The following is a 21,288-nucleotide window of genomic DNA, read 5'->3' on the forward strand; positions in this document are numbered from 1 at the left end:
TAGGGCGGTGGCTGGAGCGGGCAACTTGCAGTCATTGCCAGATCGTTCCAAAAATAGGCGCCCTCGCAACATCAGCCGAGCCATGCCCGATCCTGACCAGTCTCCGATCCCGGTCCAGCAAGCGAAGGAATTGTTCGCTCAGTGGAAGACTGCGCCCGCATTGGTGCTGGCGGTCTCTGGCGGGCCCGATTCCCTCGCCCTGATGTGGCTGGCTGCCCGCTGGCGCCGCGCGTTTTCGCGCGGCCCACAATTGCTGGCTGTCACCGTCGACCACGGCTTGCGCCCTGAGGCCGCGCGCGAGGCGCGCGAGGTCAAGCGTGTCGCACAGGCGCTCGACGTTCCGCACCGCACGCTGCGTTGGACGGGCGCCAAGCCGAGTACGGGATTGCCGGCCGCGGCACGTGCCGCGCGTTACCGCCTGCTGGCGAAAGCCGCGCGGGCGAGCGGCGCGACGCATGTCCTGACCGCGCATACCCGCGACGACCAGGCCGAGACGCTGTTGATGCGGATGCTGCGCGGCAGCGGCATCGCCGGCCTCGGGGCGATGGCGCGGGAGACCGAGCGCGAGGGCGTGTGGCTGGCGCGGCCGTTGCTGGACGTCCCGAAATCGCAACTCGTGGCGACCCTGGCCAAAGCAAAGATCGCGTTCGCCGACGATCCCACCAATCGCGACACGCGTTTTACGCGGCCGCGGCTGCGCGCGTTGATGCCAGCGTTGGCCGAGGAGGGCGGCGACAGCCGGAACCTGGCGCGGCTGGCGACCCGGCTGGCGCGGGCGAATGCGGCGATCGAAGTGCTGGCCGACGGCGCCGAGCGCTATCTCGCCTTGCGCGACCACGATGATGTCTCGCGCTTCGGCTTCGACGTTACCGCATTTGCGGGTCTGCCTGAGGAAATCCGGCTGCGGTTGCTTAAACGCGCCATCGATCGGGCCGGCCATGAGGGGCCTGCGGAACTCGGCAAGGTCGAAGCGCTGCTGGCGGCACTGGACCGGGCGATTGCCAGTGGCGAGAGACAAGCGAGGCTGAAGCAGACGCTGGCCGGGGCGACGATCAGCCTGGCGAGGGGCCGAATTCATGTCGACCCGGCGCCGCCGCGGCGGGGCAAACACGTGTGAGAGGCGTCCATATACCGCAATATCGGCAGATATCGCCACCGAGAGCCTTAACCACCCCGGAAAAACCTCAGTTCTCGTGCGATATTTTGACGGGGAATCGCCTCGAGATGCGTTAAATAGTCCCTTGTGGTTCCCTTGGCATTGACCCGGGCGCCACCTAGATTGGGTGGCAGGGGACCGGGGATTCTCGTCTCACTACCCAAAGAATACCCAAGGGTTACAGCCAAGGACATAGGGCCGCGATCCGCGCGACCACGAAGGAAGATCGATGAACGCCAATCTGCGCAACTTCGCCCTCTGGGTCATCATTGTTTTGCTGCTGTTGGCACTGTTCACGCTTTTCCAGAATCCGGGTCAGCGTACATCCTCGCAGGATATCTCGTTTTCGCAGCTGCTGAGCGACGTCGATCAGAACCGCGTTCGCGACGTCGTGATCCAGGGGCCGGAAATCCACGGCACCTTCACCAACGGCTCCACCTTCCAGACTTACGCGCCGAACGATCCGACGCTGGTGAAGCGCCTGTATGACGGCAAGGTCTCGATCACCGCGAAGCCGCCCGGCGACAACGTGCCGTGGTTCGTCTCGCTGCTGGTGTCATGGCTGCCCTTCATCGCGCTGATCGGTGTGTGGATCTTCCTGTCGCGCCAGATGCAGGGCGGCGCCGGCAAGGCGATGGGCTTTGGCAAGTCGCGCGCCAAGATGCTGACGGAGGCCCATGGCCGCGTCACCTTCGAGGACGTCGCGGGTGTCGACGAGGCCAAGCAGGATTTGCAGGAGATCGTCGAATTCCTGCGCGACCCCGGCAAGTTCCAGCGCTTGGGCGGACGGATTCCGCGCGGCGTGCTGCTGGTCGGCCCTCCCGGTACCGGCAAGACCCTGATCGCGCGTGCGGTCGCGGGTGAGGCCAACGTGCCGTTCTTCACCATTTCGGGTTCGGACTTCGTCGAAATGTTCGTCGGCGTCGGCGCTTCCCGCGTCCGCGACATGTTCGAGCAGGCCAAGAAGAACGCGCCCTGCATCATCTTCATCGACGAAATCGACGCGGTCGGCCGTCATCGCGGTGCCGGTTTGGGCGGCGGCAATGACGAGCGCGAGCAGACGCTGAACCAGTTGCTGGTCGAGATGGACGGTTTTGAAGCCAATGAAGGCGTGATCCTGATCGCGGCGACCAACCGTCCCGACGTGCTCGATCCCGCGCTGCTGCGTCCCGGCCGCTTCGACCGTCAGGTCGTGGTGCCGAACCCGGACGTGGTCGGTCGTGAGCAGATCCTGAAGGTCCACGTTCGCAAGGTGCCGCTGGCGCCGGATATCAACCTCAAGACCATCGCGCGCGGCACCCCGGGCTTTTCCGGCGCCGACCTGATGAACCTCGTCAACGAGGCCGCTTTGACCGCCGCCCGCCGCAACAAGCGGATGGTGACCCAGGCCGAGTTCGAGGAAGCCAAGGACAAGGTGATGATGGGCGCCGAGCGCAAGTCGCTCGTCATGACTGAGGAAGAGAAGCTGCTGACGGCCTATCACGAGGGTGGTCACGCCATCGTAGGCCTCAACGTCGTCGCCACCGACCCGATCCACAAGGCCACGATCATTCCGCGCGGACGTGCGCTCGGCATGGTGATGCAGCTGCCCGAGCGTGACAAGCTGTCGATGTCGCTCGAGCAGATGACGTCGCGGCTGGCGATCATGATGGGTGGCCGCGTCGCCGAAGAACTGATCTTCGGCAAGGAGAAGGTGACCTCCGGCGCCTCTTCCGACATCGAGCAGGCCACGCGATTGGCGCGCATGATGGTGACGCGCTGGGGTCTGTCCGAAGCCCTCGGCACGGTGTCCTACGGCGAGAACCAGGACGAGGTGTTCCTCGGCATGTCGGTATCGCGCACCCAGAACGCATCGGAAGCCACGGTTCAGAAGATCGATACTGAAATCCGGCGTTTTGTCGAAGACGGCTACAACGAAGCCAAGCGAATCCTCACCGAGAAGCGCGAAGACCTCGAAACCCTTGCCAAGGGCTTGCTTGAATTCGAGACGCTGAGCGGCGACGAGATTCAGGATCTGCTGAAGGGCAAGAAGCCGAACCGCGAGTCGGTGCTGGAGCCGACCACGCCGCGGGCCTCGGCCGTGCCGCCGGCCGGCAAGTCACGCCCGCGTCCCGATCCGGATCCGGGCCTCGAGCCGCAACCGCAGGCGTAAGCGGCAACGTTGCCAGATGAATGAAGGGGACGGGCGCATCGTGCGCCCGTTCTGTTGTGGACCGCCCGCTTGACAGGGGACCGGCATGCGCGTGACCGAATGCGACGTACCGTCCAGCAGTGCGTTGGGTCGGGATCTGATTCGGTCCGCCTATTTTCGCGATTCATACCGCGTTCCGTTGGCGCGTCGCGGGCTGACGATGGTTGAGATTTTCTTTGCGCTGTTCGGCCATACGCCGCGCTGGATGAAGACGGTGTTGATCACCCGCAATGCCGTTGCGAAGTGCTTCGGACTGGAAGTCCCGACCGTCGCCGAAATTCTCAAACCTGCGGCGCGCACGAGCTATAGCGTTGGCGACAAGATCGGTCCGTGGCCGATCTTCTTCATTGGCGATAATGAAATCGTCGCGGGCCGTGACAATAAGCACCTCGACTTCAGGCTCTCGGTGCTTCGGCTGACGGATGGTAACGCGGAGAGCGTTGTCGTCTCGACGATCTGCTCGGTGCATAACCTCGCGGGCAAAATCTATCTGTTCTTTATCGTGCCGTTCCATCGGACCGGTGTGCAGTCGCTGCTGGCCAATGCGCTGGCGGCAAAGCGGCTGTAGATAGCGGCCGAAACCGCTGTTCCCTTTGCGTCCGAGCACTGTGATTTGGGTTGGCGTCGGTAAAAGCGCGCCAATATTCTGACCGCGGGGTACCTTTGATCGACCGCTCGATACTGGGTTTGGTGGGCGACGGGATCCGCAAGGACGACCACAAAACCCCCGGCGTTACGTCAAAACTTAAGATTTCCTCAATTCGACCCGGTCTATTGCTTGGAGGTGTGCGCCTGAAAGCCGGCGCCCAGGCAAGGACCGCGCATGACTGCATCCATTTCCACCGTCAAGGCCGCAGGCGAGCCGGCCTCGATTCCGCCGTGGCTGGTCAGGATTTGCCTGGTGCTGGCGGTTGCAAACCTGACCCTTTGCGGGATCGCCTATTTCTCGCAATGGTGGGTCTACGATCGGGACGGCCTCGGCATCCCGACCGATTTCATCAATGTCTGGGCGGCCGGCCGGCTGGTGCTCGATGGCCTGCCGGCGCAGGCTTATGACTGGGACATCCAGAAGCAGGTCGAGGTCGCAAAACTCGGTCAGGATTTTGTCGGCTACTTCGCCTGGCACTATCCGCCGCCGTTCCTGTTCGTTGCATCCTTGCTGGCGCAGCTCCCCTACAAGCTCGCGTTCATCGGCTGGGTCGTCGTCAGCTTCGTGCCTTTTCTCGTCGCGATGCGCGCGATCGTCGGTCATCCCTTTGGCTTTCTGCTCGCGTTCGCCGTTCCGATGGTTTTCATCAATGCACTGGTCGGGCAGAACGGATTCCTCACCGCCGCGCTGATCGGCGGCGCGCTCTATCTGATCCCGTTACGGCCGGTGCTGGCGGGAATCTGCCTCGGGCTGTTGACCTACAAGCCGCAATACGGGCTGCTGTTTCCGATCGCGCTGATCGCAGCCGGGCATTGGCGCGTGTTCATCAGCGCCGCGGTCACGGCGGTCGTGCTCGCCACCGCTTCCTGGCTCGCCTTCGGCATCGAGAGCTGGCTGGCGTTCTTTCAATGGATGCCGAAATTCTCGCAGGCATTTTTGACCGAAGGCAAGGCGCCGTGGTGGAAGATGCAGAGCATGTTCGCGCTGGTGCGCTACTTCGGCGGCACCGAGCCGCTCGGCTGGGCGTTCCACTGGGTTCTCACCGCTTCCGTCGCTGTGGTGATGGCGCTGATCTGGCGCAGCCGCGTGCCCTACACGCTGAAGGCGGCCGCGCTCGCCGCCGGGGCGCTGCTGACCACGCCCTACCTCTTCATGTACGACATGATGGTGCTGGCGATTCCGGTCGCCTTCCTGGTCCGCACCGGATTGCGGAGCGGCTTTCGCGCCTGGGAGCTTCCGGTGCTGGGCGCCGTTGCCGCTCTCATCGTCTGCTATCTGTTGTCGGGCATTCCGACCGGCTTTTGCGCCACGCTCGCGGTCTCCACGCTGATCCTGCGCCGCGCCGGGTCGTGGTGGCGGCATGAGCCGGCGCCGAAATTGGCCGCGGCGACGGCATAGGTGGTGCTAGCCGGGCTGCGTTGAGGCGCTGTTAATGTTTTGAAAGCCCGGGTAGGGAACGCCGCAAAACCGGCTTGTCATCAGCCCTGAATAGTTGTTCACTTCTTCAAGCGGCGAGCTGGCTCGTTGCTCAAGAGTTGAAGGCGTGCGCGTTCTGGCAGGGTCCGCGGGGCCCAGGGGCGCGCCGGGGACGGAAGCGCGCCATGGTCTATCGGCGAACCCATCAAGTCGTGAAGCGGCTGGCGGCGCGGCGCAGCGCCATCCTGGCGGCGGCGCGGGACGCTGCGTCCGAGGGCGGCATGGCGGCGGTTCAGATCGCCCCGGTCGCGGTTCGGGCGAATGTCGCGGCGGGCACTGTTTATCGCTACTTTCCTTCCAAAGCAGAGCTGATTTCCGAACTGATCGCCGAGGTTTCGCGCGACGAACTGGCGGCGATCCGCCGCGCGGCGGATGCGGCGCCCGGACCGTCCTCGGCGCTCGCCGCCGCCGTCACCACCGTCGCGGTGCATGTGCTGTCGCAGCGCAAGCTCGCCTGGGGAATTCTGGCCGAACCTGTCGATGTCGACGTCTCGGCGTCGCGGCTGGCCAGCCGCCGAGAGATATCCGGCGAGATTGCGACGAGGATCGACGCTGCGGTACGCGCCGGCCATCTGCCGGCGCAGGACACGGCGCTCGCCGCTACCGCGCTGCTCGGTGCGCTGCATGAATCGCTGGTCGGTCCGCTGGCGCCCGAGAACCTCGATGATCCCGCAAAGCTGCGCGATGCGGTGCAGACCGTCACCTTGCTGGCGCTGCGCGCCGTCGGCGTGATGGACGCCCGCGCCCGCGGCCTCGTGGTGCAGGCGGTGCTGCCGGCAAAGGCGCTGGTCGGGGCCTGAGCCCGACGTCATCAATCAGAGTTGGTCGAACCAGGCCTTCCATTGCGGGACGCCCTTGGCGAAGGTCCCGCGATGGCTGGTCGCGCCGGTCGAGATCGCCTCGACCTGCGGATTGCCGCTGCCGATCGCGCGCTGATAGGTCATAGCAAGCTGGCCGAGCCCTATGGAAATAGCCTCATCGGCTTCACCGAAATAGTTTCGCACGGGTGACCTGACGATCCAGCGGTACGCCTGGGTCTGCGCCACGAGCCGGCCGTAGGCCGAGGCTGCGAAGAACTTCGCATCCAGATATTCCGGGCGAACCAGCTTGCGCACGTCGGTCGGAATCTCGGCGGCGTTGAAAGGCAGGCGCTCGTATGCCTTGCGCGACGTCTCGTAGTATTGATCGGCGATGAGCGATCGTGCCAGGCCGGGAACGCCGTAGTAGTTCTCGAACGCAAACGACGACAGGATGAACAGGGTCGGTACCCATGTCGCGTCATTCTTGCGCGGGAAGCTCAGGAAGCCGTTCAGGGCGACGAAGATGTCGACCGGTGCGCTGGCGGTGGCCGCGGCCTGAACGGTGACGCCTGCGGCTTCCAGCTTTTCCAGGAAGGCCATGGTGACGAAGCCGCCCTGCGACCAGCCGGCGAGGAAGAGCTTGGTGCTGGTTAGTTTCAGGTGGCTCAACACCGCGCGGCTTGCGGTCAGCAGATCGTAGGTGGCCTGCTGATGGCTCGCTTTCACCATGTAGCCCTCGGGCTCGGTAGAGACGCCGAGCCCGAAATAGTCGGCGCCGATCAGCAGGTAGCCCTGGCCCGCGAACTGTGCGATCATGAGTTGGGTTTCAGGCGACTGATCGGCGAAAGACGGCACCTCCTGCTTTCCGTACACGGTACCGTGCTGGTAGGAGACCAGGGGAAAGCTGGTGTCCCCGGTGTCGGGCACCGCCAGCAGGCCGCTGGCGGTCACGGGCTTGTTGTCGCGCTCGGGCGCCACCGAGGCATAGGTGATGCGGTACAGCCGGACCGCGTTTCGGGCCGGCGCATAGGTGACGGCGATCCCGGCGAATTTCGGGGTATCGACCTGCAGGATCTTGTTCAGCCGTTCGACGTCCCAACGGTCCAGATATTGGAAGCTCACGCCGCTCGTGACCTGGACTGGCGCCTTGTCCTGCGCGCTGGCGATCGTCGGCATGGCGCTTGCGAGCAGCAGCGCGGCGAGGCAGAGGCAGGTCTTGATGATGTGCGGCATCGTTTTCACCGGGGTTCGAGCGTTCCACCCACGCGTGACGGTGGCGCTGGCCGTTTATGTAGCCACCGGGTGTAAAGATTTCCTACTGCACCACGATTCAGGGCGTGGCGTCGCCTTCCGGCGCGACATTGGCGATGCGCACCATGTTGGTAGTGCCGGCGATGCCGAGCGGCACGCCGGCCACGATGATGACGCGCTGGCCGGCCTTGGCAAAACCATCGCGGAACGCAATCGCCCCGGCGCGATCGACCATGTCGTCCTGATCGTGGGCATCTTCGGCGACCACGCAATGCACGCCCCAGACGACGGATAGTTTGCGCCCGGTGGCGAGATTGGGCGTGATCGCCACCACCGGCGGCTTCGGCCGTTCGCGCGCCACCCGGATCGCGGTCGAGCCCGACGAGGTCCAGCAGATGATCGCCGACAATTCCAGGGTCTCGGCGATCTGCCGCGCGGCGTCCGCAATGGCGTCGCCGACCGTGTTCTCCGGCTCCGGCCGCTGCGCGGTCAGCACCGAGCGATAGATCGGGTCGCGCTCCACTTCCTCGCCGATGCGGTTCATCGTGGACACCGCCTCGACCGGAAATTTGCCGGCCGCCGACTCCGCCGACAGCATGATGGCGTCGGCGCCCTCATACACGGCGGTCGCGACGTCGGAAACTTCCGCGCGCGTCGGCACCGGCGCCTGGATCATTGATTCCAGCATTTGTGTCGCGACCACCACCGGCTTGCCGGCGCGGCGCGCCATCCGCGTCATTTGTTTCTGCAGGCTCGGCACCCGCTCCAGCGGCAGTTCGACGCCGAGATCGCCGCGCGCCACCATCAAGGCGTCGGAGACCTCGATGATCTCACCGAGCCGCTCGATCGCCTGCGGCTTTTCGATCTTGGCCATCACGGCAGCGCGGCCGCGGATCATCCGCTTGGCCTCGAGAACGTCCTCGGCGCGCTGCACGAACGACAGCGCGATCCAGTCGACCCCGGTCACCAGGGCAGCTTCGAGATCGGCACGGTCCTTCGGCGTCATCGCCGACACCGGCAGGTCGGTATCGGGCAGGCTCACGCCCTTGCGGTCGGACATCTTGCCGCCGATCACCACCCGCGTCACCGCGCGCTCGGGCGAGGTTTCTTCCGCGATCAGGCGCACCTTGCCGTCGTCGAGCAGCAGGGCGTGTCCCGGCCGCAGGGCTGCGAGGATTTCCGGATGCGGCAATTGCACGCGCTTGTTGTCGCCCGGCGTCGTGTCGGAATCGAGCACGAAACTCTGGCCGTTCTTGAGCTGGGTCGAACCTTCGGCGAAGGCGCCAAGCCGCAGCTTCGGCCCCTGCAGATCGACCAGGATGCCGATCGGGCGGCCATAGCTCGACTCGACATTGCGGATGGTGTTGACCAATTCGCGCATCTTGTCGTGCGGCGTGTGGCTCATGTTGATGCGGAACACGTCCGCGCCGGCCTCGAACAGTTTTCGGATCATCGCGCTGTCCGACGATACCGGGCCGAGGGTGGCGATGATCTTGATGCGACGGAGCCGTCTCATGGTCTTGGCGCCGGTGCTGGCGGTAGACCGGGTCCGCTTGGATTGGACAGGCCCGGAACCCCGCCGGGTCCGCCCGGTCCCATCGTTCCTGGAATGCCCGGCACGCGCTGCGCGGGCTGCTCGTTGGCTTCGGTCAGTTGCACGGTCCATGCTCGCTGTTCGCCGGTGTCGACCTCAAAAAACCCGGTGCGGTCGTAGCCGCGCGCCAGGCAGTTCTCGGTACCCTTGATGGTGAATTCCTTGTCGCGAGAGCACATGAAGGCCTGTCCCGACCATTCGCCGCCGCGGTCATAGTCGAGTGCGTAGATGTAATAGTACCTGGCCACGAGGGTTCCGCGCAGCAGCGTCTCGCAACTGCGTGATGACACGTTCCACCAGCCCTCGGTGGTCCAGCCCTCGGCGTCCTTGTAGCCGAGCGCGATACCGACCCGGCTGGAGGTGTTGTTGCAGAGCCGAAAGTCCGCCGACGCCGGGCTGCTCCACAGGCCAGCCGCCGCCAGCGCGAGCATCGGCATCAGGCCGACGGTCGTGCGCGCACGGAGAGGGGGCAAGCGGCGAGAATCTTTTCCGATCATGCAACGAAGTTATATCAAATCATTGACGATTTCGCGTGCTCCGGCGGGGAGTGTCAACGGCTGCTACTGCCTTTCCCGCCCTGTGGGAAGCCGGGACTCCACGTGCGACGGCCGCTTTTGCGCCGAGATATGGTAAAATCTGTGACGATAACCACTTGGTAACGATATGCTCATCCCCTGACGCAGGACCTAGGCCATGACGATCGACGACAAAACCAGAACGGAACTCGAAGCGGCGGTTTTCCGCCGCCTGGTCGGCCACCTGCAAAGCCGAACCGACGTCCAGAACATCGATCTGATGAATCTGGCCGGCTTCTGCCGCAACTGCCTCTCCAACTGGATGAAGGAGGCCGCCGATGCCAAGGGTATCGCCGTCAGCAAGGACGAGAGCCGCGAAGCGGTCTACGGCATGCCCTACGAGGAATGGAAGGCGAAATTCCAGGGGGCAGCGACGCCGGAGCAACTGGCCGCGATGAAGAAGGTTCACCCAGGGCACTGAGTCGTTTTCACTCGCGCGCGTGACCTGCTCACGAGGTTCTCGTCAAGCCCCGCGATGACGAGGGAGCAACTTGCCCGATCTCCTGTGGGCGCGCTGTGGATGAGCGTGATGCTGCCTTGACGCAAGGCCGCCCGATCTTGAGGGTCATTCTGCAAAAGCGCCGCGCGGTAACGTGTGCGGCGCTTAATCTTTCAGCATCACTTTCGGTTCTACTCAGGAGTACCCGATGGCCACCTCCGCCGCCGCAGCCGTCCAGGACGAGCCCGCGACAAAATTCGCCAAAGACCAGCTCAAGGCCATCATCGAGCGCATCGAGCGTCTGGAAGAAGAGAAGAAGACGATCTCCGATGATATCCGCGACGTCTATGCCGAAGCCAAGGGCAACGGCTACGACGTCAAGGCGCTGCGCACCATCGTGCGGATGCGCAAGCAGGACGCCAACGAGCGGGCCGAGCAGGAAACCATTCTGGAAACCTACATGCAGGCGCTGGGGATGCTGTGAGGCGTCTCAAGACGTCAGAAGCGGATTAAAGCGCGAAGCGCGTCTGTTGCGGCAAAAGCGCGACGCGCGTCTTTTGAGGACAGTGAGCCGCGTATCCATCACACTTTCAAAAGACGCGTTAGAGGGGGATGGATTGCCGGGGCAAGCCCGGCAATGACGCAAAGCGTCTAGCGCAGCGCGGCTGTGCGCACCGCGAATGTCCGCGTCGGCAGTTGCGCGGTCGCCGATCCCGTGAAGCTGTCGCAGCTGATGCCCATCATCGGATCTTCCGAAAAGGTCATGGCGATCGCGGACAGCGGCTTGACGAAATAGCTGCGCATCTGGGTCATCTCGGTGTCGCCGAGCACCGTCGTCGACATCGCGCTGCTCGCGCTCGGCGCCAGCATCACCACCCGCATCCAGATGTTGTTGCCTTGGGCGGCGGTGAGGCGGGTCGAATTTGCGACCACGGGGTCCTGACCCTGCATACCCTTGGCGACCACGGTATTGATTTCGGTGGTGGCGGCGCCGGCATTGCGCGCCGGGCGGGCGGCACGCGGGATCGCCGCAGTGGCTGCGACGATGTTGCTGCGGTCGACCGGCGAGGAGGCGGGCGGGGCGTAGGCCATCGCCTTGGTGAAGGTGTCGGTAACGCTGGCGGTCGGCTGCGGATCGGTGGCGGCGGCGAGCACCTGGCGGGCCCGCAGGGCGGCGACCTGGGCCGGGGTCGCCTGATTCGATTCCCTCGGTATGTCGTCCCAGAATCCACGGGAATTGATGATATCGGCCGGCGTTTGCAGTTTCGGCTCGGCCTTGTCGGCGGGAGCCTGCGCGGTCTGCCTGGCTTCAGGTTTGGATTTGGGCGCCGACACGATCTGGGCGTCGGCGGAGGCCAGCTGGATGGTCGCGCCGACCGGCTTGGAGCGCGGGGTCGGGACTGGATCGGCAGATTTGACGGCTGCTACGCTCGCCGGGGCGGGCTTCTCGTTCTTGGCCGGAGCGCTGGCGCCCTCGTCATCCTCTTCGGTCGACTTGCCGCCGCGGAACAGCGCTGCGAACAGGCTCGGCTTCTTGCCGATGGTGGCGGCATCCTCGCCATTGCCGCGGCGCTCGATGTCGGCGCGGGCCAGTTCATAGCCCTTCATCGGACCGCCATTGGCGGGCAGGTGCACCGTGCGCCCGTCCGGGAACACCTTGGCGAGTTGATCATGGGTCATGCGCGGCCAGTGACGGACGCTGCCGGTGTCGAGGTGGACGAACGGAGAACCGGAAGTCGGATAAAAGCCGACGCCGCCGCGCTGCAGGCGGAGGCCGGCAGCACGGACGTTCTCCAGCGGTACGTCCGGAATGTAGAAATCCATCGCGTGGCCGAGCATGTGCTGGCTATGGCGGGCCACGCCGGAAGAGCGGCGGCGGAGCATGGCGTTGGTGGCGGGCGAGCGGTAGGCAGAGATGATCTTGATCGGCTTCTTGCCGTCGACGTCGCGGTAGACCTCCCAGAGGATATCGAACAGGTGCCGATCCATCGTGGTCGAGTCTTGGTTGCGCCAGTCGCGGAGGAAATGATTGAGCTTCTTCAGCGCTTCTTCGTCGTAGCGGCCGTCGCGCTTGAACGTGACGGTGAGGTCTTCGTCGGAATGGGTGTGGTGGAAGGAGAGGGTACGGGTCTCGTTCAGCGCGGTCGCATCATGCACCGAGCCGGCGCCGGCGAGCAGCAACAGCGACGTCAGCCCGATCCGGTATCCGGCCTTTGGCAAAGCAAACGGATACAATTGGCGCGCGAAACCAGCCAGCACGTATGAGCCCACCCAGTCGACGAGCATTCACGGTGTTTCTTTTGCAGACCCCGGCAAAAGAGGGTGAACGCTTTCTTAAAGCAGGATGGTTAACCGAGGTTTACCGCACCTGCTCCCCAAGTCAGCTTTAACCTAACCCGTTGACTGTGGCGAAAAAGTGCCGGTGGCGCCTCCGGCATGGATAATGGTTAACGTAAACGAACTCGCCGGAAAGGCGAGTTCGTTGATTTTATTGGATAATTTTCCCAAGCAGGATTATCGGGTGAACCGCTGCTGTGGCCGGCGGCCGACCGCGGCTGGGGGCGTCGGGGTCGAGGGGCCGCCGAACAGGCGCTCGAAGAACGACGGCCCGGAGGACGTGTTGTCGCTGGCGAAGTTGACGCCGGCCGGCAAGGTGTCCCTCGGGCGGGCGTAGCTCGGCTGGGCGTGGGAGACGAGGGTCTCCAGGTCCTTGTTGCGGCTGTTCTTGAGCAGGCCGATCATGATGGCGTCGCGCCCGTAGATGTCTTTGCGGAACTGCAGCTTGCCGGCGTCGTCCACGAACGCGGTCTGGTAGGTGATGTTCACCGGGATCGGCGTCGGGAATTTCAGGTCGATCTCGCTGCGGCCGTACATGCTGCGGATTCTTTCCGGCGTATAGCGCTCGTTCGGCATCGTGATGTTGAGCAGCGTTGCGGCGTATACATCCGGGTTCTGCACGCGCATGCAGCCATGGCTGAAGGCGCGCTCGTCGCGGGCGAACAGGTGCTTGTCGGGCGTGTCGTGCTGATAGACCAGGAACTTGTTCGGGAAGTTGAACCGGACACGGCCGAGCGCATTCGCCTCGCCCGGCGGCTGCGAAATATGGATGGTGCCGTCGCGATTGCGATCGAGCTTCAGGCCCATGCGCTGCAGCACCGTCGGGTCCTGCTGCAGGGCAGGCAGGTATTCGTTGTAGATGATCGACGGAGGCACGTTCCAGGTCGGATTGACCGTGATGAACTTCATCGTCTCCGTCAGCATCGGCGTCGCATGCTTGCCGGGCTTGCCGGTCACCACGCGCGTGGTCCAGACCTGTGCGCCGTTCTGCATCACCTTCAGCGTGAAATCAGGCACGTTGAGAATGACGTAGGCGTTGCCGATCGAGGAGGCGCCGAGCTGGCGCGGCAGCCAGCGCCAGCGCTCCATGTTGACGAGGACCGTGTCGATGTGACGATCGCGCTTCGGGCTGTTGAGCGCCTTTACCGTGCGGTCGTCGAGCACGCCGGTCGCCTTCAGATCGACGCTTTCCTGGAATTTGCGTACGGCGGCAGCGACCTTGGCGTCGTAGGTCGTGCTGTCGGGATGGTCGGAGACGCCGAGCTTGGCGCGCAGTTGCGGCACGCGCGAATCTTCCGGCGCGACCTCACTCTGCTTCTTGGTCGCGGCCTTGTAGGCCAGCGCCGGGCCTTCGGGTATCTGCAGAAGCGGTCCGTCGCCCTGGCCGCGCAATTCGGCGAGCTTGGCTTTCAGCTCCTTGTAGAGCTTGTGGGGCGGATTATAACCCTCGAGCGCGACAGAAGCGTCCTTGGCGGTCGAGATGTTGGCGAGCACTTCCGACGGATCGGTCGGGTGTTCGGGATACTGGATATCGGCGGCGACCTGGGACCAGTGCATCCGGCCGCTCTGCGCCTGCCGCGCATAGTCGAGCATGCTCGCGGTCAGCTTCAGTTCGGCCTCGGCGATCAGGTCCGGCGAAGTAGCAGCCGCAAAATCCGGCACCGGATAGTCGGCCGGATTGAGGCCCTCGGCGGCGGCGTCCTTCAGACGGGCGATCACGCCCTTGCCGCTGTCGGTCAATTGCCCGGCCTGGATCCATTGCGGCGCAAAGTCGCGTGCGGCGTAGAACTTCTCGACGGCGGCGCGCTCGTTCTTGCGGTCGAAGTAACGCACTGACTTGGCGCCGACGATTTCGCGCAGGCGCTCGGCGACCGGCTGATCGGTGGGTGCGACGGTGGAGATCTTCAGCGCTTCCTTGAAGGGTTCGGCCGAAGGCGCGGTAGCGGTCGTGGCCGGAGGCGCTGTGACGGTCTCGGCCGGCTTGTCGATCGCCTTGGCGGCGTCAGGCACCGAGGCGGTGGAGTCGACCTTGAAGTCGCCGATGGTCGGCGGCGGCATATTGGCGGGTTCGGGGCGGGGGACTGCTGCGTCGATCGAGAGCTCGGCGGCGCTGGCGCGCGGTGTGGTCGATTGGGCCGCCAGTGCCGAGGTCGCGGACACCGTGAGGAAGGTTGCCGCGACGGCCATCAGTACGCGGTCAAATCCTGCACGATTCGTCGAACAGTCACGCATCGTCACACCCCCTTGGGCGAAACTGCTCCGACATGAAGCAGTCGTTAGGTATCGTTTGTCACGGCTTGCGCGGGAAGCGCCGGCTCGGTCGGTTCTCAGTCGTACGCCTGCACACCATGGTTCAAACGCAGAACGGGTTCAAACGCAGACGATACATGTGCCCCTTTCATGCAGCCAGCGCCATGCGGGACAACTCACGACAAACTGACCTCAACTAACCACCGGCTTACGTTCGGCTCTTGGATTTTTGCCACGGCACCCGCCTTTTGTCTGTCACCGCCAAGCCACGGTTCGAAAGCTTCGGAACGGCGATGTCTTTGGTTTGCCACGATCTTTGCCATGCCGACGCCATAATCGGCTGGCGCTCCGCCCGCTCAGTTGGCGTCGCCTTGGGCCCGGTCGCCGGCCGCGGCCTCATCGAGCTTTCGGTAGAGCGTGGAACGGCCGATCTTGAGCCGGCGCGCGACTTCCGACATCTGACCGCGATAATGCGTGATCGCAAAGCGGATGATCTCGTTTTCCATGTCGTCGAGCGGCCGCACTTCGCCACTGGCGTTCAGCATCGAAAGGCTGCCGGCAGCGGCCAGCGGCGCGATCGGTATATCGCTACCCGACACCAGGCTTGGCGCCGCCGAGGGTTCGACGATCAGCGGCTCGCCGGGTGCGAGTTCGGCGTTCGTTACAGCGCTGTTGAGGATCTGCGGGAAATCCGACAGGCCGAGCAGGTCGCTCTCGCTCATCACGACGGCGCGGTAAACGGTATTCTCGAGTTGGCGGATGTTGCCGGGCCAGTCGAGCTGCGAAAGATGCGCCATGGCCTCGCCGCTGATGCCGGTGATGGTGCGGTTTTCCTCGGCGGCAAAGCGCGCCAGGAAATGCCGCAGCAGATGCGGAACGTCTTCGCGCCGCATCCGTAAGGGAGGGATGGTCAGCGGGAGCACGTGCAGCCGGTAGAACAGGTCCTCGCGGAACGCGCCGCCCTTCACCAGGTCGAGCAGCTTGCGGTTGGTCGCGGAAATGATGCGAACGTCGACCCTGACCGGCTTGCGGCCGCCGACTGCCTCGACGGTGCCTTCCTGCAGCGCGCGCAACAGCTTGACCTGCGTGGCCAGCGGCAGCTCGCCGACCTCGTCGAGAAAAAGCGTGCCGCCGGACGCTTCGACGAACTTGCCCATGTGGCGTTCGGTGGCGCCGGTGAAGGCGCCTTTCTCATGACCGAACAGGATCGATTCCACGAGGTTATCGGGGATGGCGCCGCAATTCACCGCGACGAACGGTTTGGACTTGCGCTCGCTGGTGCCGTGGATGGCGCGGGCGAACAATTCCTTGCCGACGCCGGACTCGCCCTCGATCAGGACCGGAATGCTGGAAGCCGCCGCCTTCTGCGCGGTGCGCAGGACGGCCGCCATGGCCTCGCTGCGGGTGATGATGTCGGCAAAGGTCAACCGGCCTTCGCGGCTGTGACGGATGCGCTGGAGTTCGCCCCTGAGCGCACTGGTGTTGAGCGCGTTGCGCAGCGACACCTGCAGCCGTTCGAAGCTCGCCGGCTTGACCACGAAATCCTGCGCGCCGGCGCGCATCGCCGAAACCACATTGTCGATGCCGCCATGGGCGGTCTGCACGATCACGGGAATGCTCAGGCCCGCCTCGCGCATTTTTGCCAGCACGCCGAGCCCGTCGAGGCCGGGCATCACGAGGTCGAGCACGACCGCGTCGATCGGCTGGGCGTCCGGCGCGGTCAGCAGTGCCACGGCGGCGTCGCCGCTCTCGGCGACGAGGGCCTCATAGCCGCACTTCTGCACCATGTTTTCAACCAGACGGCGCTGCACGGCGTCGTCGTCGGCAATCAGGATGGTGGCAGCCATGGTACTCCCCGCACGCGACTGATGTATCGAATCGGGGCACTCTGGCCGATGCCGATTAACGCACGATTAATCGTCCGAAATGGCATCCGTGGGGCGGGGAACTCAAGCGACCACGTGGGGCCACACCTCGAGCGCTCCGCGATAGCACATGTCGAAAGCGACATAGAGGATGATCACCAGGCCGACATAGGCGATCCAGCGATGCTTCTCCAGAAGGCGTGCGATGAAGCTGGCGGCGAATCCCATCAGTGCGATGGAAAGCGCCAGGCCGAATATCAGGATCATCGGATGCTCGCGTGCTGCGCCCGCTACCGCGAGCACGTTGTCGAGTGACATCGAGACGTCGGCGATGGTGATCTGCCATACGGCCTGGCCAAGCGTCTTTTGGCGACTTGCTGTCGCTGTCGCATCCATCGTGCTCGCGGAGGACAGGTTCTGAAATGTCGGCTGGTGATGGGAGTCGCGCAATTCACGCCACATCTTCCAGCATACCCAGAGCAGCAGAACGCCGCCGGCCAGCAAGAGGCCGATGATCTGCAGCAATTGCACCGTAATGGAGGCAAAGCCGATGCGCAGCACCGTGGCGGCGACGATGCCGATCAGGATGGCCTTCTTGCGCTGCGCCTCGGGAAGCCCGGCGGCCGCAAGGCCGATGACGATGGCGTTGTCGCCGGCCAGCACCAGGTCGATCATGATGACCTGGAACAGCGCCGTCAGATGTTGCGAGGAGATGAGTTCGAGCATTGCGGGCCACTCCGTTGAAGGTCCAATCCGACATCGCAGTTCGCTTGAACTGCCAGAGGGGCCCGGGCTTGGACGCGCAGAAAAAACGACGCAGTCAGACTGCGGATAAAATACGTTCCGTTACTCAGGTTGATGCGAGAGGGTGAACAGTCCGACCATCTGATCCGGCTCGATCAGAACCGAGATGGCGATGCCGATGAATGTCAGGCTTCCGGCGAGGTCGAGCCACATGATGCGGAATCGGCGGGCATGGCAAAGCCACGCCGCTCCCGCGGTCACCGCCCCCGCCGCAAACAGCAGCGTGACAATGGCGGGCGCCAGAGCGTCGGTCGGCATCAGGCTCCGGATCGCGAGAGCAGCCACCAGCACTGCCAGGAGAATACCGGCGATCAGCTCCTTGCCGGGGGCCGGGGGAGCTCGATCGGTCAGTCGGTCAATCTGGTTGCGGTCCAGGAGCGTCATTGATTCATATTCGCGGCTGGAATTGTGGTAGGGTTGATTACCTAACCAGCAATTCAATTTGGCTAGTTTAGTAAACATGAAACGTGCAAAACATCAAGATGTTTTCGCTGAACCGCCCGCGGTCAAGGCCGCGCCGGATGCCAAACAATTGCGCAAACTGGCCGGGGATTGGCTGAAGCTGCGGAGGGCGGATGCCGGATTGTCGCAGGCCGATCTCGCGGCGCGCCTCGGCCTGAAATATTACACCTTCATTTCGCAGGTCGAGAACGGGTTCAGCCGTGTTCCGACGGTGATCATGGGCGCATGGGCGCGCGAGTTGGGTCTTGAACCAGCCGACTTCGCTAGGCATCTGTTAACGTACTATGAGCCGGAAATGTACCGGCTGCTGTTTGGAGCGGAGAGCAAATGAGCGTGGTTGCGTTCGAACGCAAACAGGACAACGGCGAGTGGAGCGAAAAGGAACTCAACACCCTTGCCGCGGCGTTTGGCGCGGCGATGGCGCGCGGGATCGGCCGGCGATGGGAAACCGGCATGACGGAGAACGGCGACGCGCAGTTCTATCTGCTGGGTCCGCTGCCGGAACAGGTCTGCGAACTCTGCGTATCGCGGATCGGCGGCCGTTACGTCCTCGAGGATGGCTGCGGCCGCCTGCTGTTCGAACACCGCAACCTCGAACGCGTGGCGCTGCATGCCAAGGCCGCGGTTCCCTCGACGTCGTGGCTCATGGTACGCGCGATTACGCTATGGTTTGCCATCCGCAATACGATCCATGAGAAGGTCGAGCCGCTGCTCGTCGAGGGCGAGGAGCTGTTTGTCCAGTTCGTACCGCAACTCGCGGCCCTCGCCTGATCTCACGCATTTCCTGATCACCTCTCAATTCTGAAAGTCTCATGAGCGCAAAATCTGCGACATCCCGAGCCGCCAAGCCATCCCGCAAACCCGTCGCCGGCAAGGCGGCCGTTAAATCCAAGACTGCAACCAAGACCGGCAAACTGCCGGAATGGAATCTGGCCGACCTCTATTCCGGTATCGGCGCGGAAGAAGTGACGCGCGATCTGCAAAAGATGGATGCCGACTGCGCCGCTTTCGAGGCTGACTACAAGGGAAGGCTCGCAGAACGCGTGGCAGGCGACGACGGCGGTCGCTGGCTCGCCGAGGTGGTCAAGCGCTACGAGGCGATCGACGATCTCGCCGGCCGGCTCGGCTCCTATGCCGGCCTCGTGCATGCCGGCGACAGCGTCGATCCGGATATCTCCAAGTTCTACGGCGACGTCTCCGAGCGGCTCACGGCCGCATCGGTCCACCTGCTGTTCTTCGGATTGGAGCTCAATCGCATCGACGATGCCGTGATCGAGCGCGCCTTGCAGACGCCGGAACTCGGCTACTACCGGCCGTGGATCGAGGACCTGCGCAAGGACAAGCCGTACCAGCTCGAGGACCGCGTCGAGCAGTTGTTTCACGAAAAGTCCCAGAGCGGCTATGCCGCCTGGAACCGGCTGTTCGACCAGACCATCTCCGGCCTGCGCTTCAAGGTCGGCGGAAAGGAGCTGGCGATCGAGCCGACGCTCAATCTGCTGCAGGACCGCGCACCCGAGAAGCGCAAGGCCGCGGGGCAGGCGCTGGCGAAGACCTTCAAAGACAATGAGCGGACGTTTGCGCTGATCACCAACACACTCGCCAAGGACAAGGAGATTTCCGATCGCTGGCGCGGTTTCCAGGATGTCGCGGATTCGCGTCATCTCAACAACCGCGTCGAGCGCGAGGTGGTCGATGCGCTGGTCGCGTCCGTTCGCGCGGCCTATCCGCGGCTGTCGCATCGCTATTACAATCTGAAGGCCGGCTGGTTCAAAAAGAAGAAGCTAGCGCATTGGGACCGCAACGCGCCGCTGCCGTTCGCTGCCACCGGCACCATCGCCTGGCCCGAGGCGCAGAAGATGGTGCTGACTGCCTACCGCGGCTTCTCGGACGAGATGGCTGATATCGCGGAGCGCTTCTTCACCGATCGCTGGATCGATGCGCCGGTGCGGCCGGGCAAGGCGCCGGGCGCGTTCTCGCATCCGACCACGCCGTCGGCGCACCCTTACGTGCTGATGAACTACCAGGGCAAGCCGCGCGACGTGATGACGCTGGCGCATGAGCTTGGCCACGGCGTGCACCAGGTGCTGGCCGCCAAAAATGGAGCGCTGATGGCGCCGACGCCGCTGACGCTGGCGGAGACCGCCAGCGTGTTCGGCGAGATGCTGACCTTCAAGCGCTTGTTGTCGCAGACCAGGAACGCCAAGCAGCGCCAGGCGCTGCTGGCCGGCAAGGTCGAGGACATGATCAACACGGTGGTGCGGCAGATCGCGTTCTATTCGTTCGAGCGCGCCGTGCACACCGAGCGCAAGAACGGCGAACTGACGGCGGAGCGTATCGGCCAGCTCTGGCTCAGCGTGCAGGGTGAAAGCCTGGGGCCGGCCATCGACATCCGCCCGGGCTACGAGAATTTCTGGATGTACATCCCGCACTTCATCCATTCGCCGTTCTACGTTTACGCCTACGCGTTCGGCGATTGCCTGGTGAACTCGCTCTACGCGGTCTACGAGAACGCCTCGGAGGGGTTTGCCGAGCGCTATCTCGCCATGCTCGCGGCCGGCGGCACCAAGCATTATTCCGAATTGCTCCAGCCGTTCGGGCTCGACGCCAAGGATCCCAAATTCTGGGACGGCGGACTTTCCGTCATCGCCGGCATGATCGACGAACTGGAGACGATGGGCTGACGGGGCACCCCGGCACGGAACGCATTTGTGATGGGCGCGGACACAATTCCATCCGCCGTCACGCTTCATGATCATGGCGGCAACACGAGTGGAGTGCCCCATGATCGATACCCCGACGCGGCGCGTGATACTCGGAGCGGGCGTCTTCGCGGCTGGTTCGCTGCTGATGAGCGATGGCAGCGTTGCGCAAACCCCGCTGGCGCCTACGCCCTCGTGTCACGACGGCCACGAAGCAACCCTGCCGCAGACCGAGGGGCCATACTTCAAACCGTCATCCCCTGAGCGAATCGAACTGCTCGAGCCTGAGATGGCAGGGCAGCCGATCGAGCTGGTCGGCTTGGTCCTCAGCCGCGCCTGCAAGCCGGTCGCCGGCGCCTTGCTGGATTTCTGGCAGGCCGACGACAAGGGCCGCTACGACAATTCCGGTTTCCGCCTACGCGGCCACCAGTTCACCGATGCGGAGGGACGCTATCGATTGCGAAGCGTCGTGCCCGGCCTTTATCCCGGCCGGACCCGCCACATTCATGTGAAGGTGCAGCCGCGCGACGGATCCGTCCTGACCACTCAGCTCTATTTCCCCGGCGAGGCCAAGAACCGCTCTGACGGCCTGTTTCGCAAGGAGTTGCTGGTGAAGACGGCCAAGAACGAGGGCTGGCTGGCTGGGCGCTTCGATTTCGTGGTGTTGTAGCAATCTGCCGTAAAACATTTGTTGTACGAGGCGGATTTGGCGTGTTATACAGCCGTATAACGGTTGCAGC

General features: G+C 64.0%; 19 protein-coding genes. 11 read left to right on the forward strand and 8 right to left on the reverse strand.

Annotation, left to right across the window (positions count from 1 at the left end; all coding sequences use genetic code 11):
• The first annotated feature begins 82 nt into the window (after positions 1-82).
• From tilS to QUH67_RS05575, 5 genes are all read left to right on the forward strand, one after another.
• Positions 83-1,117 carry a tRNA lysidine(34) synthetase TilS gene (gene tilS, locus QUH67_RS05555; protein WP_300945658.1) on the forward strand — a complete coding sequence of 345 codons (1,035 nt, stop codon included), beginning with the start codon at positions 83-85 and terminating at the stop codon, positions 1,115-1,117.
• Positions 1,118-1,385: 268 nt separating this feature from the next.
• Positions 1,386-3,308, forward strand: coding sequence for an ATP-dependent zinc metalloprotease FtsH (gene ftsH / locus QUH67_RS05560; protein WP_300945659.1), 1,923 nt, complete (start codon positions 1,386-1,388; stop codon positions 3,306-3,308).
• An 85-nt stretch (positions 3,309-3,393) separates the two neighbouring features.
• Entirely contained in the window at positions 3,394-3,915 is a 522-nt protein-coding gene (locus QUH67_RS05565; RefSeq protein ID WP_300945660.1) for a DUF2867 domain-containing protein, read from the forward strand.
• A gap of 255 nt (positions 3,916-4,170) precedes the next feature.
• Positions 4,171-5,394 carry a glycosyltransferase family 87 protein gene (locus QUH67_RS05570; protein WP_300945661.1) on the forward strand — a complete coding sequence of 408 codons (1,224 nt, stop codon included), beginning with the start codon at positions 4,171-4,173 and terminating at the stop codon, positions 5,392-5,394.
• Positions 5,395-5,597: 203 nt separating this feature from the next.
• Positions 5,598-6,272 (forward strand): TetR/AcrR family transcriptional regulator, encoded by a 675-nt coding sequence (locus QUH67_RS05575; protein ID WP_300945662.1) that lies wholly within the window; start codon positions 5,598-5,600, stop codon positions 6,270-6,272.
• 15 nt (positions 6,273-6,287) lie between these two features.
• Here the strand turns inward: QUH67_RS05575 and QUH67_RS05580 are convergent, their stop codons facing one another.
• The 3 genes from QUH67_RS05580 to QUH67_RS05590 form a co-directional block, all read right to left on the reverse strand.
• Positions 6,288-7,505 (reverse strand): alpha/beta hydrolase family protein, encoded by a 1,218-nt coding sequence (locus tag QUH67_RS05580; protein WP_300945663.1) that lies wholly within the window; start codon positions 7,503-7,505, stop codon positions 6,288-6,290.
• A gap of 97 nt (positions 7,506-7,602) precedes the next feature.
• Complete coding sequence (pyk, locus tag QUH67_RS05585; RefSeq protein WP_300945664.1) at positions 7,603-9,039, reverse strand: pyruvate kinase; 1,437 nt, start codon at positions 9,037-9,039, stop codon at positions 7,603-7,605.
• A complete protein-coding gene (locus tag QUH67_RS05590; protein ID WP_300947950.1) occupies positions 9,036-9,554 on the reverse strand; it encodes a DUF1036 domain-containing protein in 519 nt (172 codons plus the stop codon). The genes pyk and QUH67_RS05590 overlap by 4 nt, the downstream gene beginning before the upstream one ends.
• A 256-nt stretch (positions 9,555-9,810) precedes the next feature.
• On the opposite strand from QUH67_RS05590, the gene QUH67_RS05595 reads away from it, so the two are divergent.
• Positions 9,811-10,113 carry a DUF1244 domain-containing protein gene (locus QUH67_RS05595; RefSeq protein WP_300945665.1) on the forward strand — a complete coding sequence of 101 codons (303 nt, stop codon included), beginning with the start codon at positions 9,811-9,813 and terminating at the stop codon, positions 10,111-10,113.
• A 226-nt stretch (positions 10,114-10,339) separates the two neighbouring features.
• Positions 10,340-10,615, forward strand: coding sequence for a DUF2312 domain-containing protein (locus tag QUH67_RS05600; protein ID WP_300945666.1), 276 nt, complete (start codon positions 10,340-10,342; stop codon positions 10,613-10,615).
• A gap of 167 nt (positions 10,616-10,782) precedes the next feature.
• Here QUH67_RS05600 and QUH67_RS05605 read toward each other — a convergent pair whose 3' ends face one another.
• The 5 genes from QUH67_RS05605 to QUH67_RS05625 all read right to left on the reverse strand — a co-directional run bounded on the left by QUH67_RS05605 (position 10,783) and on the right by QUH67_RS05625 (position 17,771).
• A complete protein-coding gene (locus QUH67_RS05605; protein WP_300945667.1) occupies positions 10,783-12,417 on the reverse strand; it encodes a DUF882 domain-containing protein in 1,635 nt (544 codons plus the stop codon).
• Between the two features lie 228 nt (positions 12,418-12,645).
• Positions 12,646-14,700: a L,D-transpeptidase family protein gene (locus QUH67_RS05610; RefSeq protein WP_300945668.1), complete on the reverse strand. Its 2,055-nt coding sequence runs from the start codon at positions 14,698-14,700 to the stop codon at positions 12,646-12,648.
• A 374-nt stretch (positions 14,701-15,074) separates the two neighbouring features.
• Positions 15,075-16,565, reverse strand: coding sequence for a sigma-54-dependent transcriptional regulator (locus QUH67_RS05615; protein ID WP_300945670.1), 1,491 nt, complete (start codon positions 16,563-16,565; stop codon positions 15,075-15,077).
• 102 nt (positions 16,566-16,667) lie between these two features.
• A complete protein-coding gene (locus QUH67_RS05620) occupies positions 16,668-17,309 on the reverse strand; it encodes a TerC family protein (protein WP_300945672.1) in 642 nt (213 codons plus the stop codon).
• A 120-nt stretch (positions 17,310-17,429) separates the two neighbouring features.
• Entirely contained in the window at positions 17,430-17,771 is a 342-nt protein-coding gene (locus QUH67_RS05625; RefSeq protein ID WP_300945674.1) for a hypothetical protein, read from the reverse strand.
• A 76-nt stretch (positions 17,772-17,847) separates the two neighbouring features.
• On the opposite strand from QUH67_RS05625, the gene QUH67_RS05630 reads away from it, so the two are divergent.
• From QUH67_RS05630 to QUH67_RS05645, 4 genes are all read left to right on the forward strand, one after another.
• Complete coding sequence (locus QUH67_RS05630) at positions 17,848-18,180, forward strand: helix-turn-helix domain-containing protein (protein ID WP_300945677.1); 333 nt, start codon at positions 17,848-17,850, stop codon at positions 18,178-18,180.
• The gene (locus QUH67_RS05635; RefSeq protein ID WP_300945678.1) at positions 18,177-18,620 is read left to right on the forward strand and encodes a hypothetical protein; all 444 of its coding nucleotides are present in this window, start codon (positions 18,177-18,179) and stop codon (positions 18,618-18,620) included. Before QUH67_RS05630 ends, QUH67_RS05635 begins: the two co-directional genes overlap by 4 nt.
• Before the next feature lie 41 nt (positions 18,621-18,661).
• On the forward strand, positions 18,662-20,530 hold the full coding sequence (locus tag QUH67_RS05640) for a M3 family oligoendopeptidase (protein WP_300945679.1): 1,869 nt from the start codon (positions 18,662-18,664) through the stop codon (positions 20,528-20,530).
• Between the two features lie 100 nt (positions 20,531-20,630).
• Positions 20,631-21,218, forward strand: coding sequence for a dioxygenase family protein (locus tag QUH67_RS05645; protein WP_300945680.1), 588 nt, complete (start codon positions 20,631-20,633; stop codon positions 21,216-21,218).
• Positions 21,219-21,288 lie beyond the last annotated feature (70 nt).

It is taken from the genome of Bradyrhizobium roseum (assembly GCF_030413175.1).
Taxonomy (GTDB): Bacteria; Pseudomonadota; Alphaproteobacteria; order Rhizobiales; family Xanthobacteraceae; genus Bradyrhizobium; species Bradyrhizobium roseum.